18 protein-coding genes are annotated in these 17,143 nt (G+C 68.6%); 6 read left to right on the top strand and 12 right to left on the bottom strand.

What is annotated here, in order from left to right:
- Position 1: 1 nt before the first annotated feature.
- Positions 2 to 1,432 carry an SLC13 family permease gene (locus tag RTY13_RS05435; RefSeq protein WP_312781721.1) on the bottom strand — a complete coding sequence of 477 codons (1,431 nt, stop codon included), beginning with the start codon at positions 1,430 to 1,432 and terminating at the stop codon, positions 2 to 4.
- 96 nt (positions 1,433 to 1,528) lie between these two features.
- On the opposite strand from RTY13_RS05435, the gene RTY13_RS05430 reads away from it, so the two are divergent.
- Positions 1,529 to 2,443 carry a hypothetical protein gene (locus RTY13_RS05430; RefSeq protein ID WP_312781720.1) on the top strand — a complete coding sequence of 305 codons (915 nt, stop codon included), beginning with the start codon at positions 1,529 to 1,531 and terminating at the stop codon, positions 2,441 to 2,443.
- A 22-nt stretch (positions 2,444 to 2,465) separates the two neighbouring features.
- Here the strand turns inward: RTY13_RS05430 and RTY13_RS05425 are convergent, their stop codons facing one another.
- The 4 genes from RTY13_RS05425 to RTY13_RS05410 form a co-directional block, all read right to left on the bottom strand.
- Positions 2,466 to 2,588, bottom strand: coding sequence for a hypothetical protein (locus RTY13_RS05425; protein WP_255413111.1), 123 nt, complete (start codon positions 2,586 to 2,588; stop codon positions 2,466 to 2,468).
- 101 nt (positions 2,589 to 2,689) lie between these two features.
- The gene (gene gcvA, locus RTY13_RS05420; RefSeq protein ID WP_312781718.1) at positions 2,690 to 3,613 is read right to left on the bottom strand and encodes a transcriptional regulator GcvA; all 924 of its coding nucleotides are present in this window, start codon (positions 3,611 to 3,613) and stop codon (positions 2,690 to 2,692) included.
- A 7-nt stretch (positions 3,614 to 3,620) separates the two neighbouring features.
- Positions 3,621 to 4,307: a response regulator transcription factor gene (locus tag RTY13_RS05415; protein ID WP_312781716.1), complete on the bottom strand. Its 687-nt coding sequence runs from the start codon at positions 4,305 to 4,307 to the stop codon at positions 3,621 to 3,623.
- Between the two features lie 58 nt (positions 4,308 to 4,365).
- Positions 4,366 to 5,076, bottom strand: a complete 711-nt coding sequence (locus RTY13_RS05410) for a YggS family pyridoxal phosphate-dependent enzyme (RefSeq protein WP_312781714.1) — start codon at positions 5,074 to 5,076, stop codon at positions 4,366 to 4,368.
- On the opposite strand from RTY13_RS05410, the gene RTY13_RS05405 reads away from it, so the two are divergent.
- Complete coding sequence (locus tag RTY13_RS05405; RefSeq protein ID WP_312781712.1) at positions 5,075 to 5,716, top strand: thiamine phosphate synthase; 642 nt, start codon at positions 5,075 to 5,077, stop codon at positions 5,714 to 5,716. The two genes, RTY13_RS05410 and RTY13_RS05405, sit on opposite strands and share 2 nt — an antisense overlap.
- Before the next feature lie 12 nt (positions 5,717 to 5,728).
- Here RTY13_RS05405 and RTY13_RS05400 read toward each other — a convergent pair whose 3' ends face one another.
- Positions 5,729 to 6,124, bottom strand: a complete 396-nt coding sequence (locus tag RTY13_RS05400) for an NtrZ family periplasmic regulatory protein (RefSeq protein WP_312781711.1) — start codon at positions 6,122 to 6,124, stop codon at positions 5,729 to 5,731.
- 333 nt (positions 6,125 to 6,457) lie between these two features.
- Here RTY13_RS05400 and RTY13_RS05395 point away from each other — a divergent pair, with 333 nt between their 5' ends.
- From RTY13_RS05395 to holA, 4 genes are all read left to right on the top strand, one after another.
- Positions 6,458 to 6,904 (top strand): DUF3576 domain-containing protein, encoded by a 447-nt coding sequence (locus RTY13_RS05395; RefSeq protein ID WP_312781710.1) that lies wholly within the window; start codon positions 6,458 to 6,460, stop codon positions 6,902 to 6,904.
- A gap of 85 nt (positions 6,905 to 6,989) precedes the next feature.
- On the top strand, positions 6,990 to 9,572 hold the full coding sequence (gene leuS, locus RTY13_RS05390; protein ID WP_312781709.1) for a leucine--tRNA ligase: 2,583 nt from the start codon (positions 6,990 to 6,992) through the stop codon (positions 9,570 to 9,572).
- Positions 9,572 to 10,066 (top strand): LPS assembly lipoprotein LptE, encoded by a 495-nt coding sequence (lptE, locus tag RTY13_RS05385; RefSeq protein ID WP_312781708.1) that lies wholly within the window; start codon positions 9,572 to 9,574, stop codon positions 10,064 to 10,066. The genes leuS and lptE overlap by 1 nt, the downstream gene beginning before the upstream one ends.
- Positions 10,067 to 10,103: 37 nt before the next feature.
- Complete coding sequence (gene holA, locus RTY13_RS05380; RefSeq protein WP_312781706.1) at positions 10,104 to 11,156, top strand: DNA polymerase III subunit delta; 1,053 nt, start codon at positions 10,104 to 10,106, stop codon at positions 11,154 to 11,156.
- A 42-nt stretch (positions 11,157 to 11,198) separates the two neighbouring features.
- Here holA and RTY13_RS05375 read toward each other — a convergent pair whose 3' ends face one another.
- The 6 genes from RTY13_RS05375 to mnmE all read right to left on the bottom strand — a co-directional run bounded on the left by RTY13_RS05375 (position 11,199) and on the right by mnmE (position 17,069).
- Positions 11,199 to 11,387, bottom strand: a complete 189-nt coding sequence (locus RTY13_RS05375; protein WP_312781704.1) for a hypothetical protein — start codon at positions 11,385 to 11,387, stop codon at positions 11,199 to 11,201.
- 36 nt (positions 11,388 to 11,423) lie between these two features.
- Positions 11,424 to 12,308 (bottom strand): ParB/RepB/Spo0J family partition protein, encoded by an 885-nt coding sequence (locus tag RTY13_RS05370; RefSeq protein WP_312781702.1) that lies wholly within the window; start codon positions 12,306 to 12,308, stop codon positions 11,424 to 11,426.
- Between the two features lie 39 nt (positions 12,309 to 12,347).
- Positions 12,348 to 13,169 carry a ParA family protein gene (locus RTY13_RS05365; RefSeq protein ID WP_105564216.1) on the bottom strand — a complete coding sequence of 274 codons (822 nt, stop codon included), beginning with the start codon at positions 13,167 to 13,169 and terminating at the stop codon, positions 12,348 to 12,350.
- Complete coding sequence (gene rsmG, locus RTY13_RS05360) at positions 13,159 to 13,782, bottom strand: 16S rRNA (guanine(527)-N(7))-methyltransferase RsmG (protein ID WP_312781700.1); 624 nt, start codon at positions 13,780 to 13,782, stop codon at positions 13,159 to 13,161. The genes RTY13_RS05365 and rsmG overlap by 11 nt, the downstream gene beginning before the upstream one ends.
- A complete protein-coding gene (gene mnmG / locus RTY13_RS05355) occupies positions 13,779 to 15,674 on the bottom strand; it encodes a tRNA uridine-5-carboxymethylaminomethyl(34) synthesis enzyme MnmG (protein WP_312781698.1) in 1,896 nt (631 codons plus the stop codon). Before mnmG ends, rsmG begins: the two co-directional genes overlap by 4 nt.
- Before the next feature lie 81 nt (positions 15,675 to 15,755).
- A complete protein-coding gene (gene mnmE / locus RTY13_RS05350; RefSeq protein WP_312781696.1) occupies positions 15,756 to 17,069 on the bottom strand; it encodes a tRNA uridine-5-carboxymethylaminomethyl(34) synthesis GTPase MnmE in 1,314 nt (437 codons plus the stop codon).
- Positions 17,070 to 17,143: the final 74 nt, after the last annotated feature.

The raw sequence follows: 17,143 nt of genomic DNA, 5'->3' as shown, positions 1-17,143 counted from the left end.
TTCAAAAGGGGAAGAAGATCGGGATGGCGACCATGGCCGCCGCCCAGGTGATCAGGTTCAGCGGCAAGCCCACGCGCACGAAGTCCAGGTAGCTGTAGCCCCCCATCTGATAGACGAGGACGTTGGTCTGATAGCCGAAGGGGGTGGCGAAGGCGGCCGAGGCGGCCATCATCACCGCCACCAGGAAGGGGCGCGGATCGACACCCAGGCTCTCGGCCAGGGCCACCGCGATCGGGGTCACCAGAACCGCCACCGTGGCGTTGGACAGAAGCTCGGTCGCGAACAGGGTCACGCCATAGAGGACGATCAGGGCGCCGAGCGGCCCGAACGGCCGGATCACCTCGATCAACAGCCCCGCCCCCTGCGCCGCCAGGCCGGTCACCTCGATGGCGGTGCCGACCACCACCATGCCCGCGATCAGCAGCAGGATGTCGGGCTTGAGGCCCGAATAGGCCTCATCCGGCGTCAGCACGCCCAGCAGGATCAGGGCGACGGCCCCGGCGAAGGCCGCCGCCGCGATGGGCGCGATCCCCAGGCCCGCCGCCGCCACCACCATCACGAACACCGCCAGAGCGATCAGCGCCCGCTTCCACTCCAACGGGCGGTCGGCTGAAGAATACAGATCGACGTCGCCGAGGTGAGCGTCGCCGGTGCCGTCGCGCTGGCTGCGGCTCTCGCCCAGATGCATCAGATTGGGCAAGGCGAAGGGCAGACGCCAACGCCCCAGACGCGACGCCTTCGTCCGGCCTGCCTCGGCCAGGGCGCGGGCCTCGGCCTCTTGACGCTCGCGCTCGGCCTCGGCCTCTTCCTCGACGGTCGCCGTGCGGCCCAACTGGCGCGCGCCGGCGAAATAGAGCCACACGCCGCCGACCAGGGCGATGACCAGGCCCACGGGCGTGATCTCGAACAGGCTGAACACCGGCTGGCCCGCGTTGCGCGCCATGTCGTTGACCAACAGATTGGTCGAGGTGCCGATCAGGGTCAGAAGACCGCCCATGACCGCCACATGACTGAGCGGCATCAGGAAGCGCTTGGGCGACAGCTTCAGCGACCGGGCCATGTCGCGCACCACCGGCGCCGCGATCACCACCACAGGCGTATTGTTCAGAAAACCGCCGACCGAACCGCACAGGCCGATCACCAGCCAAATGCCCGTCGCGCCGAACCGCCGGCACAGGGCCGTGGCCTTGCGGATTATCAGACCCAGCAGCCCCGACAGTTCGATGGCGTAGGCGATGACGAAAAGGCCCGCCAGGGCGATGACGGCCGGGCTGGCGAAGGCGCTCTGGACCTCGACCGGGCGCACCACGCCGAGCAGCAGCAGGGCCGCCGCCCCGCTCAGCGCCACGACATCGGATCGCATCCGCCCGTGGATCATCAGCCCGACCACGGCGACCAGAACGATGAGTGCGATGATCTGATCCAGCGTCACGCGCGCACGGACCCTCCCCGGCCCTCGCCCCCGCTGTGGATGCCGGTCATTTCGGCCGGGGGCGCCATTCAGCGTTTCTCGTGTTAGGCTGGTTCCATGCCGATCACAACGACCCGTCTCGCCGCGCCCGTCGCTGTCCTCGCCGCCCTGCCCCTGCTGGTCTGGTGTCAGCGGCCGCCCGAGCCCGCGCCGTCGCCGGCTCCAGCGCCTTCGCCGGCGCCGGCGCCGACGGTCGTGATCGACTCCACCTTGAACCGCTCGGCCCTGCTGGCCGCCCTGACCGAGGCCGGATCGGCCCTGGCCGACGGTCGCGATCGTGACGGCGGCCTGAGCGGCCGCACCGTGTCGGTTCGCCTGCCCTTCGGCTGCGGCGGCGAGGCGATGAGCGCCGAGGCATCGGTTTCAGGCTTGCCGCGCCTGGTGCGCAACCCCGACGGCGGCCTGACCCTGACGGTCATGCCCGAGGACCTCAAGGCCAGGATCGCGGCTGGGGGCGTCACGCCCGCAGCGGACGCGAGCCTGGATCAATGGGATGCGATCGAGGGCTTCTGGATCGCGCGTCCGTGGAGCGGACTGGACGCCTGTCCCGCGGGCGCCATCGCAGCGACAGCGCCTGTAGAGACGCCCGAAGCCGCCAGGATCGAAGCGGATCGATCAAAGCCCGCCAAGGCGGCCGTCGAGGCGCCGCCGCCGGTTCAAGTCCTGCCGGAACGCACGGCAGGCCTCGCGGCCGTGGTCGAGGCGGACAGCTCGCGTCTGGGCCGGCGCCAAGGCCAGGCCTACGCCCATGTCATTCGAGGAGAGAAGGGCGCGGCGCCCACGCCGGCGCCGGGCGGCTACGCCCTGAGGCTGGAAGGGCGGCTGACGACCTTCGCCGACGGCAAGGCTGTCAAATGCGTCCAGAGAGACATCGAGAGCCGGCCGGTCTGCGTCGCCGCGCTGCGGCTGGACCGACTGGCCTTCGAGGATGGAGCCACGGGCGCCCTTCTCAGCGAATGGCGCCCGCGTTGAGCTGAGCTCAGTTCAGCAGGCTTTAGGCGGCGCCGAGCAGCTTGGCGCCGGCCAGAACGCCCAGCAGGATCAGGGTGACGCTGCCGGTGAAGACGACGACGGCTTCGAACGAGAGGGCGTTGGCGCGGGGATGCACGAGTTTCATGATGAGGGTTCCTTGTCGGCGGGGAGATCCGAGCCCGCTGAACATGCCCCCTCAAGCCCCTGTGGACAAACCACGGTTAGGCCAGGTCGCGTGAGTTTCAATCACTCGATAGGCGCGTGGTGGGCCTCGGCTTCGATCCAGTTGAGGAAGCGTCGCAGCTTGGGCTCGTCGGCGCGCTCAGGCAGGACCACGGCCCAGTAGGCCAGGTTGTTGGTCAGAGCGTGATCGACCGGCTGGATCAGTCGGCCCTCCTTCAGGTCGTCGGCGGCCAGGGGCGCCGAGGTCAGGGCCACGCCGCGGCCCGACAGGGCGGCCTCCAGGGCCAGATGACTGTGGCTGAAGACCGGGCCGCGCAGGTGGTTGACGCGCGGGTCCGAAACGCCCGCGCTTTCGAACCAGGCCTTCCAGCCCATACGGTCCGCATAGGGCATGTCGTGCCAGGTCTCGTGGATCAGCACCACGTCCAGCAGGTCCGCCGGCGTATTGACCTTGCGCGCCGCCGCCAGGGACGGGGCGCAGACCGGGATCAGGCGTTCGCTCATCAACCGACGCGCCGTCTGACCGGGATAGGGGCCTTCGCCATAACGGAGCGCCACGTCCGCCTCGCCGTTCGACAAGTCGGCGATGCGATCCTCGGCGAAGACGATCAGATCCAGGTCGGGGTTGTCCTCGCTGAAGCGGTGCAGGCGCGGCGACAGCCACTTGCCCGCCAGGGACGGCAGGGCCGAGATCCGCAGCTGGCGAGAACGCCCCGGGCGCACGGCCTCCAGCGCGCTTTCCAGCCGCTCGAAAGCGTCGGCCACGCCCTGGGCCAGACGGCGGCCGTCGGCGGTCAGGACCACCGAGCGGTTGAAGCGGTCGAACAGGCGCAGGCCCAGCCGCATCTCCAGCGCCTTGATGTGGCGGCTGACGGCGCCGGGGGTGACGCCCAGCTCCTCGGCGGCCTCGCGGAAGCTGCCCAGACGGGCGGCGGCGTCGAACGCCCGAAGCGCCACCAGGGGCGGGGTCGGACGACGTTCGCTCATCGTCCGGTCAGGGCTGCAGGCGGTAGCCGCCCGCGTCGGTCAGCAGCAGGCGCGCCTGACCGGGCTCGGGCTCGATCTTCTGGCGCAGGCGATAGATGTGGGTTTCCAGGGTGTGGGTGGTGACCCCGGCGTTATAGCCCCAGACCTCGGTCAGCAGCTCCTCGCGCGACACGGGCTTGGCCCCGGCGCGATAGAGATACTTGAGGATGTTGGTTTCCTTTTCCGTCAGCCGGACCTTCTTGCCCTTGTCGTCCAGCATCATCTTCGACGCCGGGCGGAACTCGTAGGGGCCGATCTGGAAGACGGCGTCCTCGGACTGTTCGTGGCTGCGCAGATGGGCGCGAATGCGGGCCAGCAGGACTGCGAAACGGAAGGGCTTGGTGACGTAGTCGTTGGCCCCCGAATCGAGACCCAGGATAGCGTCGGAATCCGACGACTGGGCCGTCAGCATGATGACCGGGGTCGAGACCCCCGCCTTGCGGATCAGGCGACAGGCCTCTCGCCCGTCCATGTCGGGCAGGTCCACGTCCAGCAGGATCAGGTCGGCGCGAATCTCGCGCGCCTGACGCACCCCGTCGGTCGCAGTCGAGGCCTGAACGGGACGAAACTCCTCATGCAGAGCCAGCTGCTCGGCCAGGGCCTCGCGCAGGTCGTCGTCGTCGTCGATGATCAGGATGGTCTTGGGCGTCGGCATGGGTAGAGAATGGCGAGGCTTGAAGGGTTCGCCAAGGGCGCTCCGCTATTTCATCGCTTTAAGAGGGCTTTGGGGGCGTAATTCGTTCCCCGAACAAGGCCGAACCGACCCGCACATGGGTCGCGCCGCTGGAAATCGCGGCTTCATAGTCCCCGCTCATGCCCATCGACAGGACCGATAGCCCGTTGCGGACGGCGATCTCGGCCAGAAGCCGGAAATGGGGTTCCGGCGCCTCCTCGGCCGGCGGAATGCACATCAGGCCCTCGATGTTCAGGCCATGGACGTCGCGCGCGGCGGCGATCAGGGCGTCGGCGTCTTGAGGCAGGACCCCGGCCTTCTGCGGCTCCGCGCCGGTGTTGACCTGGACCAGGACGCGCGGGCGTCGGCCCGTCTTCGTCATCGCCGCGGACAGTGCGGCCGCCAGCTTGTCGCGATCCAGGGTCTCGATGACGTCGAACAGTTCGACCGCCTCGACCGCCTTATTGGTCTGCAAGGGGCCGATCAGGCGCAGCTCCAGATCGGGGAAGGCGGCGCGACGGGCGGTCCAGTGGCCTTGCGCCTCCTGCACCCGGTTCTCGCCAAAGACGCGCTGGCCGGTCGCGAGCGCCGCCTCCAAGGCTTCATCCGGTTGGGTCTTGGATACGGCGGTCAGCACGACGGAGGCCGGGTCTCGGCCCGCCTCGACACAGGCGACGGCGACGCGCGCGCGCACCTCGGCGAAACGATCGGCGATGGACGAAGCGGCGGAAGCAGGATTAGAGGCGGTCATGACCCTCACCGAAGACGCAGACGCCCTGTGGCGGACGGCGACGGCTCTAGCCCGAGCGGCGGCGGCTGTCAGCCCGCCGAAAAAGCCCCTGCCCCCGCTTCTGTTCTTCACCGACCCCGCCCGCACGCCTCGGCCGTGGGAGACAGCGGCCCGCCTGCCCGCCGGCGCGGGCGTGGTCTTCCGGCATTTCGGGGCGACGGACGCGCTGGAAACCGGCCTGAGGTTGCGCGCTGCGACCAAGGCGGCCGGCGTCCGCCTGATGGTCGGATTGGACGCCGATCTGGCCGAGCGGATCAGCGCCGACGGGGTGCATTTGCCGGAGCGGGCCCTGTCGGCGGCCTACGCCTTGTCGGGGCGGCGGCCCGACTGGCTGCTGACCGGGACGGCGCACGGGTTGGAGACAGCGAGGGGCGCGCGGGATCTCGACGCCCTGGTGCTGTCGCCGGTGTTTCCTGCGGGCGGCGCCTCGGCGAGCAAGGCGGCGCTGGGGATCGACGGGTTCAAGGCTCTGCGGGCCCACGCCCCCTGCCCCGCCTACGCCCTGGGCGGCGTCAACGCGGGCAATGCCGCCGAACTTCTGGGATCAGGCGCGTGCGGCATCGCAGGCGTAGACGCCATGCAGACCGCCTTCAGGCCCTAAAGCCCGACGCGATCAGAATTTGAAGATGGTTTCCAGACGCACGCGCGGCGCGGCGCGGCGGTCGGCGGCGCTTTCAGGGGCGCGAGCCGGGTCGATTTCGGGCGAGGCCAGGTTGGCGGCGGCGCCGACTCGCAGGCGAGGGCTGAGGCGGTAATAGGCGCCGGCCTCGACATCGCCCCAGTCGGTTTCGCGACCGACAGGCTGGTTGAGGTTGAAGTTCAGACCCCAACGGCCGCTGTCGTTCCAGCGCAGGCCCCGACGTTGCGGGGCAGGCGTCGCATGCGAGGCCTGAGCGGATTCGGTCAGGGAGACGGCGGGCGCGCGGCGCGCCTGGGCCGAGGCGTCATGAGCCGTCCCGGCGATAGCCAGGGCGCCCACAGTCGCAGCGATGATCGCAACGAAACGCATCTTCCAACCCTTGGATCGACGTTCACGCGCCGACCCTTGTTTCCTGAACCTCGAGACGCAACTCAAGGACAACGCGATTAGACACCGCTGATCCAGCCGGTCAACGAAACGTAGTCATCCACAGGTCGTTCCGCACGACTCTTGCGTGTCCTGTGGCGCTGGCACCACGCCAATATGTCGACTTCCCGTCGTTCGAACATCGGATCGCCTTGTCATGGCCCCTTTTCACCGTGTTATAGAGCGTTGCTGCGGCGCAGACGTGCGCGGAGCCAGGGTGCTTGCGTCCCGGATTCGCCCTACGGCTCGGCCTCGAACCTTTACGGAGACCTCGGAATGGCTTTTGTTCGCGGCGCTGCGGTCGCCCTTATTGCGTCGGGACTGCTGCTCGGCGGCTGTTCCAGCCTGCCCTTCGTCGGCGGCCAGGAGAAGGCTCCCAAGGCTGACGCCCAACTGGGCATCGGCGTGAACGCCTATCTGTGGCGCGCCACCCTCGACACCCTGTCCTTCATGCCCCTGGCCAGCGCCGACCCGTGGGGCGGCGTGGTCAACTATGACTGGTACGTCAATCCCCAGGCGCCGAACGAGCGCTTCAAGGCCACCGTCTTCATCCTGGACCGCCGTCTGCGCGCCGACGCCCTGAACGTGTCGGTGACCAAGGAAGTCAAGGACGCCGCCGGCGCCTGGACCGCCGCCCCGGTCGCGGCCCAGACCGAAACCGATCTGGAAAACGCCATCCTGACCAAGGCGCGCCAACTTAATCTCGCCAACGCGGCTCGCTAAGAGCCGCCTCTCCGCTTTCGCTCCCCAACGCAGACCTCAGGGCCGCCTCAAGCTTCGCGCCTGAGGCGATACCTCAGGATACGCCGTGGCCACTCGTTACGAGTCCAAGACCGCCGAACCCCGCCAGCAAGCCCGCTGGGCGGCCGCTGACGCCTTCTCCGTGTTCAACGCCGACACCGGCCGTCCGAAATACTACGTGCTCGAGATGTTCCCCTATCCCTCGGGCAACATCCACATGGGTCACGCCCGCAACTATGTGATGGGCGACGTGGTGGCGCGTCACAAGCGGGCGCAGGGCTTCGACGTCCTGCATCCGATGGGCTGGGACGCCTTCGGCATGCCGGCCGAGAATGCGGCCATGGAGCGCGGCGTCCACCCCGGCGACTGGACCTTGTCCAACATCGCGACCATGCGCGACCAACTCAAGCTTCTGGGCCTGTCGCTGGACTGGAGCCGCGAATTCGCCACCTGCGACCCGGCCTATTACGGCAAGCAGCAGGCCTGGTTCCTGGAGCTGTACAAGCGCGGTCTGGTCTATCGCAAGGACGGGGTGGTCAACTGGGATCCGGTCGACAATACGGTCCTGGCCAATGAACAGGTCATCGACGGCCGCGGCTGGCGCTCGGGCGCCCTGGTCGAGAAGCGCAAGCTGAACCAGTGGTTCCTGCGCATTACTCAGTATGCGGATGATCTGATCGACGGCCTGTCCGAACTGGAAGGCCGCTGGCCCGACAAGGTCCGCCTGATGCAGGAAAACTGGATCGGCCGGTCCAAGGGTCTGCAGATGAGCTGGGCCTTTGCGCCCGACGCCGCCCCGGCCGGCCATGAGGCGGTCGAGGTCTACACCACCCGCCCCGACACCCTGTTCGGCGCCAGCTTCGTCGGCCTGGCCCCCGATCATCCGATCTCGAAACAGCTGGCCGAGGCCAGCCCTGAGGTCGCCGCCTTCGTCGCCGAATGCCGCAAGGGCGGCGCCTCTCAGGCCGAGATCGAACAGGCCGAAAAGATCGGCTGGGACACCGGCCTGAAGGTCGTCCATCCCTTCACCGGCGCCGAGGTTCCGGTCTGGATCGCCAACTTCATCCTGTCGGAATACGGCACGGGCGCCATCTTCGCTTGCCCGGCCCACGACCAGCGCGACCTGGACTTCGCCCGCAAGTACGACCTGCCGGTGATCCCGGTCGTTCGTCCCGAAGGCGCCGGCGACGACTTCGCCGTGGCGGACGAGGCCTATACCGGTCCCGGCTCCATCTTCCACTCGGACTTCCTGAACGGCCTGGACATCGAGACCGCCAAGGCCGAGGCCATCGCCCGCGTCGAGGCCGCAGGTCAGGGCGAGGCCAAGACCATCTATCGCCTGCGCGACTGGGGCGTCAGCCGCCAGCGCTACTGGGGTTGCCCCATCCCCATCATCCACTGCGAGACCTGCGGCCCGGTCGCGGTTCCGGCCGACCAACTGCCGGTCGAACTGCCCAAGGACGTGACGTTCGACGTGCCGGGCAACCCGCTGGACCGTCACCCGACCTGGAAGCACGTCGCCTGCCCCACCTGCGGCGGCGAGGCCCGGCGCGAGACCGACACCCTCGACACCTTCGTCGATTCCAGCTGGTATTTCGCCCGCTTCGCCGACCCCAAGGCGGACGCCCCGATCAACAAGGCCGCCGCCGCCCGCTGGCTGCCGGTCGATCAGTATATCGGCGGCGTCGAACACGCGGTCCTGCACCTGCTCTACGCTCGCTTCATCACCCGCGCCCTGTCGGACGCCGGCCTGATGGACGTGAAAGAGCCCTTCGCCGGCCTGTTCACCCAGGGCATGGTGGTCCACGAGACCTACTACGAAGGCTTCGAGCCCAGCGGCAAGCCGCGTTGGGTCGAGCCCTCGGACGTGCGCATCGAGACCGTGAACGGCCAGCGCGTCGCTGCGCGCCTGTCCACCGGCGCCGCCTTGACCATCGGCGACATCGAGAAGATGTCCAAGTCCAAGAAGAACGTGGTCGCGCCCCAGGACATCATCGAGGCCTATGGCGTCGACGCCGGTCGCCTGTTCGTCCTGTCCGACAGCCCGCCCGAGCGCGACGTGCAATGGTCGGCCGGCGGCGTCGAGGGCGCGAGCCGCTTCGTCCAGCGCGTCTGGACCGAGTTCGACGGCTTCGACCCAGCGGCCCCCGCCAATCCCGACGTGGACGCCAGCCTGATCCGCGAGACGCACAAGACCATCAAGGCCGTCAGCGAGGGCGTCGAGGGCTTCCGCTTCAACTCGGCCATCGCCAAGCTCTACGCCTTCCTGGCGACGCTGCGTCAGCACGACAAGGCGGGCGGCGAGGCCAGAAAAACGGCCCTGTCCACCATGGCTCGTCTGATCGCCCCGTTCACGCCCCACCTGGCCGAGGAAGCCTGGGCCCGGTTGGGCGAAGAGGGCATGGTTCTGGACGCCCCCTGGCCGGTGTTCGACGCCGCCCTGGCCGCCGACGACGAAGTGACCCTGCCCGTCCAGATCGGCGGCAAGCGCCGCGGCGAGGTCGTCCTGCCGCGCGGTTCGGACAATGCGACGGTCGAGGCCGCCGCTCTCGCCAATCCGACGGTTCAGGCCTACCTTGCCGCCAACAACCTCAGCGTCCGCAAGGTGATCGTGGTGCCCGACCGTATCGTCAATCTGGTGGCCGGCTGATGCGTCGCGCCCTCGCCCTGATCGCCGTGGCGGGCGCTGCCCTGCTGTCAGGCTGCGGCTTCACGCCGATGTACGGCGAGATGGGCCCAGGCGGGGGAATTGGCGCGGGCCTGTCGCGCATCGCCGTGACCACCCCCGACAACCGCCTGGGATACCGACTGCGCGAGCAGCTGGAGGACGCCTTCGGCCGCGACGGCTCGGCCCAGCCCCTCTATCGCCTGACGACCGAGGTCCAGCAGGAACGTCGCCCCCTGGGCCGGCGCATCGACGACACCGCCAGCCGCTATGAGCTGACGGTCAAGGCCGACTGGACCCTGACCCCGGTCAGCGGCGGCGCACCGATCAAGGGCACGCAGACCACGACCACCACCTATGCCGCCGCCGACCAGCCCTACGCCGCCATCGCCGCCCAGCAGGACGGGGAGGACCGGGCCGCCGCCGATCTGGCGCGTCTGATCCGTCTGGACATGATGCGCGCCCTGGCGGGCCAGTGAGGCCTGTTCTGAAGGGCCTGGCCAAGGGAGTGGCCGCGTGATCCTGGCCAAGCGGCCCGAGGTCGATCGCTTCCTGAAGGCACCGGACAGCCACATCCGCGCCGCCGTCATCCATGGCAAGGACCGCTCGGGCGTGTCCGAACGCGCCCTGACCCTGTGCAAGGCCATCACACCCGATCTGAACGACCCGTTCAACGTCACCTTCCTGACCGAAGCCGACATCGACGGCGACGCGGTCAAGCTGGAAGAGGCCCTGACCGCCCTGTCCATGATCGGCGGGCGGCGTCTGGTGCGCATCCGCCTGTCCGACGGCAAGGCCGGCGTGGACAAGGCCATCGCCGCCGCCCTGACGGTCCATGCCGAGGGCGGCTACAACCCCGACGCCATGCTGGTGATCGAGGCCGGGGCCCTGGGTCGCGAGTCCGCCCTGAGGAAGGCCGCCGAAAAGTCCCCCGGCGCCGTCGGCATCGCCTGCTACGAAGACGAGGTCGGCGACGTCGCCCGCATGACGCGCGAGGCCCTGGGCGCCGACAAGGTGGGCCTGACCGCCGACGCCCTGGAGCGCTTCGTCGGCCGCCTGCCGCGCGAACGCGGCCTGATGCGTCAGGAGATCGAGCGGCTCGTGCTCTATATCGGCCCCGGTTCCGGCCGGACCATCGACACCCCCGAGCTGGAAGAGCATCTGGGCGTCGAGCCCGACGCCTCCCTGTCCGACGCCGCGCTGCAGGCCTTCGGCGGCCGCCCCGGCCCGGCGCAATCCGGCCTGCGCCGCGCCCTGGCCGAGGGCGAAAGCGCCGTCATGGCCGTGCGCATGGCGGCCATCCATCTGGGCAAGCTGCGCCGCATCAATGTGCTGCAGGCTTCCGGCGCAGGCCCCAAGGAGGCCGCCAAGGCCGCCGGGGTCTTCTGGAAACAGGAGGCCGAGATCCTGCGTCAGGTCCGCGCCTGGCGGCTGGAACTGCTCGACGAGGTGCAGGACAGCGTCAACACGGCCGACGTCGCCACCAAGACCACGGGAATGCCCGAGGCCCTGATCGCAGAGCGCCTGTTGCTGGAAATCGCCGCCCGCGCCAAGCGGATCGGGCTCTGAATCAGGGGCCTATCGCGCTTCCGTGCTGCTTAGGGTCTCCTATCAGCCCCGCTTCGACGCCTTGCGGAAGGCGGGTTTGTTCGCCGCCGCGGCCTGATGCTGCATCGCCCTCTCAGCCCCGCGCGCACCGCCCTTGGTTCCGGCCGGGCCGGGCTGCGAACCCGCCTTCTTGGCCGCAAGGGCGCGTTTCAGGGCTTCGGTGGCGCTGATCTTGTCGGTCGGTTCAGTCATGGCCGCAGCCTAGCACGACCTGACCGAAAAGGCCCGTCAGCCGCGCATCAGGCGCCGGCACAGGTCGTCGAGCTGTTCGAGCGTGCCGTATTTGATCGTCAGTTCGCCCTTGCCGCCCTTGTCGCTCAGCTGAACCTTCAGCCCCAGGGCGTCGGCCAGATCCTGCTCCAGGGCGGCGACGTCGGCGGCGCCCTCGCCGCTCAGGACCGGCTTGGCTTTCGAGGGCTTGGGACCCTCGGCGGCACGGCGGGCCAGGGCCTCGGTCTGACGCACGTTCAGGCCCTTGGCCAGGACCTGTTCGGCCAGGGCTTCGGGATTGGGAGCCGTGATCAGGGCGCGGGCGTGACCGGCGGAGAGCCGGTTCTCCATGACGTGATCCAGAACGCTGTCAGGCAGTTGCAGCAGGCGAATGGTATTGGCCACATGGCTGCGGCTCTTGCCGACCACCCCGGCCAGGGCGTCCTGGGTGCGGCCGAAGCGCGACATCAGAGAGCCGTAGGCCAGGGCTTCTTCGACCGGGTTCAGATCGGCGCGCTGGACGTTCTCGATGATGGCGACCTCCATCACCTCCACATCGTCCATGGCCCGTTCGATGATCGGCACGGCTTTGAGGCGGGCCGCCTGAGCCGCGCGCCAGCGCCGCTCCCCGGCGATGATCTGCCACATGCCGTCCTCGCCCGGCTGGGGGCGCACCAGGATGGGTTGCAGCACCCCCTTGTCGCGGATTGATGCGGTCAGTTCTTCCAGGTTCTCGGCGCTGAACTGCTTGCGCGGCTGGTCCGGGTTGGGCTTGAGGCTCTCGATCGGCACGGCGCGCACGCCCGTCGGCTGAACGCCGCCGTCCACCGGCGCGCTCTCGGCGACGTTTTCTCCCAGAAGGGCCGAAAGGCCGCGACCCAGACCACGTTGACGTTCGGACAAGATGCTGATTCCGTTCTACTTAATCGATAAAGCCGCCGATCAGGCGGCGAGCGCCTGACGACGCTGGCGCTCACGCGCGACAAGCTCGCGAGCCAGCTTCAGATAGGCCTGGCTGCCGGTGCATTTCAGATCATAGATCAGCACCGGCTTGCCAAAGGACGGCGCCTCGGACACCCGCACGTTGCGGGGAATGACGCTGTCATAGACCTTGTCGCCGAAGTGGGCGCGCACGTCGGCCGCGACCTGGCCCGACAGGGCGTTGCGGCGGTCGTACATGGTCAGGACCAGGCCCTGGATCTCCAGCGCCGGATTGAGGCTCTGCTTGACCATGTCGATGGTCCGCATCAGCTGGGTCAGGCCCTCCAGGGCGAAGAACTCGCATTGCAGCGGCACCAGCACCGCATCGGCGGCGGCCATGGCGTTCAGCGTCAGCAGGTTCAGCGACGGCGGGCAGTCGATCAGGACATAGTCATACCGGGAATGACCGTTCCCGCCCTGGGCCGCCAGGGCGTCGCGCAGACGATAGGAACGGCGATCGGCCTGGCTCAGCTCGATCTCGACGCCCGACATGTCGGCGTCGGCGGGAACGATGAACAGGCCCGGAACCGAGGTCTCCACCGCCGACAGGTCTATGGGGCGCCCGTCGACGATGACGTCATAGATGGTCGCTCGGCGTGTTTCACGTGGAACACCCAGGCCCGTCGAGGCGTTGCCCTGCGGGTCCATATCGACGATCAGCACCTTCTCGCCGATGGCGGCCAGAGCGGTGCCCAGATTGATGGCGGTCGTGGTCTTGCCCACCCCGCCCTTCTGGTTGGACACAGCCAGGACTCGGGTCTGTTTCTCGCGATCAGCGGACACGGCGAAGGCTCCGGACAGAAACGATACGGCCGCGCGGGTCGCTGCGCGAGACGGAGAGGTCGCTCTTAAACTGCCAGACCTTGGCCGCCTCTTTCAACTCGGCTTCGGCCTTCTCCCCCTTCAGGAACAGACCTTGTGCACCGTGCTGGAAGTAAGGCTGTGCATAAGCCAGCAGTTTCTCCATCGGCGCCACGGCGCGGGCGGTGACGATGTCGACCTCCACCTCCTGTTCTTCGGCCCGGCCGTTGATCACGGTGGCCGGCAGGTCGAGCGCATCCACCACCTGTTGCAGGAAGCGGCAACGCTTGCCCAGGCTGTCGATCAGCCAGACATGGGCCTCGGACCGATCCTTCAGAAGGATGGCCAGAACCACGCCGGGGAAACCGGCGCCGGCGCCCAGATCGGCCCAGGTCAGGGCCTCGGGCGCCAGGGCCAGAAGCTGAGCGCTGTCCCAGGCGTGGCGGTTCCAGAAGTCGGGAATGGAGTCCGGGCCGACCAGGTTCATCATCTCATTGGCCTCGGTCAGCATGCCGAGGAAGGCGGTCAGATCAGCGATCTGGGTTTCACTGGCGCCGGTATGGGCGCGGAAGGCGGCGACGGGGTCCAGGCTCACGCGACAATGGTCTCGACATCTGCGGCGAGCGAACTCGCCTTCTTCACATGGGCCAACAGGGCCGTCAGGGCGCCGGGGGTCATGCCCTCGATGCGTCCGGCCTGGCCCAGGGTCAGGGGACGGATCATGGCCAGCTTTTCTCGGACCTCGTTCGACAAGCCGCCGATGGCGGCATAGTCGAGGTCGGCCGGCAGGCTTAGCCCCTCCTCCCGACGCAGGGCTTCGGCCTCCGACGCCTGACGATCGAGGTAGCCGGCGTAGACGGCGTCGATCTCGACCTGCTCGCGCACGGCGGGCGACCAGTCGGCGATCTCGGGCCGGACGGCGACGAACTGATCCAGGGTCACATTGGGGAAGGACAGAAGGTCGCGGATCGAGCGGCGCTGGCCGTCGGCGTTGACGGTGATGCCGAGGGCGCCGGCCTCCTTGGGCGTGAACTGGGTTTCACGTGAAACACGGTTCGCCCGGTCCAACTGCGCGGCCTTATCCAGCCATACTTTCGCGCGTTCAGATCCCACAACGCCCGCGGCGACGCCCAGCTCCGTCAGGCGCACATCGGCGTTGTCGGCGCGTAGGGTCAGGCGATACTCGGCCCGGCTGGTGAACATGCGATAGGGCTCGGTGACCCCGCGCGTCACCAGGTCGTCGATCATCACGCCGATATAGGCCTGGTCACGGCCCAGGATGATCGGGTCCGAACCGCCGGCGGCGCGGGCGGCGTTCAGGCCGGCGATCAGGCCTTGCGCCCCCGCCTCCTCGTAACCCGTCGTCCCGTTGATCTGTCCCGCCAGATAGAGGCCGGGGCGCTTCTTGACCTCCAGCGCCGGGGTCAGTTCGCGCGGATCGACATAGTCGTACTCGATGGCGTAGCCGAAGCGGAAGACCTCGACGGCTTCCAGACCGGGCATGGTCTTGAGGAACGCAAGTTGGGTGGCGTCAGACACCGAGGTCGAGATGCCGTTGGGATAGACGGTCGGATCATCCAGACCCTCCGGCTCCAGGAAGACCTGATGGCTGGTCTTGTCGGCGAAGCGGACCACCTTGTCCTCGATCGAGGGGCAGTAGCGCGGCCCGCGACCCGACAGCCTGCCGCCATAGACGGCGCTCTCGCCCAGGTTCTCGGCGATGATGCGGTGGGTCTCTTCGGTCGTATGGGTGATGCCGCAGGCGATCTGCGGCACCTCGATCTTGGCGGTCAGGAAGCTGAAGGGCACGGGCTCGTCGTCCGCCGCCTGCATCTCCAGCCGATCCCAAGCGATGGTCCGACCGTCCAGGCGCGCGGGCGTGCCGGTCTTCAGCCGTCCCATCATCAGGCCCGAACCATAGAGGTCGGCGGCCAGACCGGTCGACGGGGCCTCGCCGAAGCGACCCGCCGGGATGCGCAGATCGCCGCGATGGACGACGCCGTTGAGGAAGGTGCCGGTCGTCAGCACCACGGCCCCGGCGCGCAGCTCGGTCCCCTCGCCAGTCGTCACGCCAACGACGCGGTCGCCGTTCAGGATCAGAGCCTCGGCCGTGCCGGCCATCAGGGTGAGGTTCGGCGTCTGGGCCAGTTCGGCCTGCATCGCTTCGCGATAGAGGCGGCGGTCGATCTGGCTGCGCGGGCCGCGCACGGCGGCGCCCTTGGAACGGTTCAGAAGACGGAACTGGATGCCGGAGACGTCGGCCAGCCGACCCATGACGCCGTCCAGGGCGTCGATCTCACGCACCAGATGGCCCTTGCCCAGGCCGCCGATGGCCGGGTTGCAGCTCATCTCGCCGATGGTTTCCAGCTTCTGGGTCAGCAGCAGGGTGCGAGCGCCGGCGCGCGCCGAGGCCGCCGCGGCTTCGCAGCCGGCATGACCGCCGCCGATGACGATGACGTCGAAGGTGTTCGAGGGGGAGGAACGCATGGCCGAGCACATAGTCCATTCCGCCTGAAATCGCCACTGGGACGACGCCGATGTTTCACGTGAAACACCGCCGATTGGCGACTATTTGCCGATGCAGAAACTCGAGAAGACCTCGCCCAGGATGTCCTCGACGCCGATGGCGCCGGTGACGCGGGCCAGGGCGTCAGCCGCGCGGCGCAGGTCGTCGCCGGCCATTTCCGGGGCCAGGTCGAGCGCGCGGCGCCCGGCCTCGACCGCGGCCAGGGCCTCGACCAGACGGCGGCGATGACGTTCGCGCGTGACGGCAGGGAAGTCGGCGCCCGACAGGTCGCGAGCCAGGCGGGCGGCGATCCAGTCGTGCAGTTCGGACAGCCCCTGCCCGCTCGCGGTGCTGAGGCTCAGGGCTTCGATCCCATCCGCCGCCACGACGGCGCCGAGGTCGGCCTTGTTCAGAATCTGCAGATCGTCGGCCAGGGCGAAGGCCGATGCGGGATCATCTCCCTGCCCCACGCCCGGCGCCCGGACCCAGAGCCGCAGGTCCGCCTGCTCTGCCCGAAGACGGGCGCGGCGAATGCCCTCGGCCTCGACCAGGTCGTCGCTGTCGCGAAGACCGGCGGTGTCGGACAAGGTGACGGCATAGCCGCCGATCATCAGTTCGGCGTCCAGAACGTCGCGGGTCGTGCCGGCGATGGGGGTAACGATGGCTGCCTCACGCGCCGTCAGGGCGTTGAACAGCGATGACTTACCGGCGTTGGTCTCACCGATCAGGACGATGCGATAGCCCTCACGCACCCGACGACCACGGTCGGAATCGGCCAGAGCGCTGCGCAGGTCGGCGGCCAGAGCGTCCAGCACCGGCCCGGCGGTCCGGGCCAGATTATCGGGGACTTCCTCGTCCGGGAAGTCGATCTCGGCCTCGACCAGAGACAGGGCCTTCAACAGGTCGCGACGGAAACCGACGTAGGCAGCGGAAAGGGCGCCGTCCAGCTGGCCCAGGGCCTGGGTCTTCTGGGCCTCGGTCTCGGCGTCGATCAGGTCGGCCACGGCCTCGGCCTGAGCCAGGTCCATGCGGCCGTTCTGGAAGGCGCGGCGGGTGAACTCGCCCGGTTCGGCGGGACGGACATCAAGGGCGATCAGGGCGCGGCTGGCGGCCTCGATCACGGCCCGACCGCCGTGCAGATGCAACTCGGCGCTATCTTCGCCAGTGTAGGAATTGGGACCGGGGAAGCGCAGGACCAGGGCCTGATCCACCATTTCACCGTCGTGACGCAGGGTGCGCAGAGCCGCCAGACGCGCGGTCAGCCTCCCTGCCCCCAGAGCGGACAGGGCGTCGTCGACGCCCGGCCCGGACAGACGGATGATGGCGATGGCGCCCCGACCGGGCGGCGTGGCGAGGGCGAAGATGGTGTCGGTCATATCTGTTCTCCTCCCCATGAAATGGGGAGGTGGATCGGCGCTGAAGGCGGCGAGACGGAGGGGCTGAGGCGGTG

It is taken from the genome of Brevundimonas sp. (genome assembly GCF_032055285.1).
Lineage (GTDB): Bacteria > Pseudomonadota > Alphaproteobacteria > Caulobacterales > Caulobacteraceae > Brevundimonas.
Note: the sequence above shows the minus strand (reverse complement) of the source record. Positions and strands in the feature narration are given on the sequence as shown.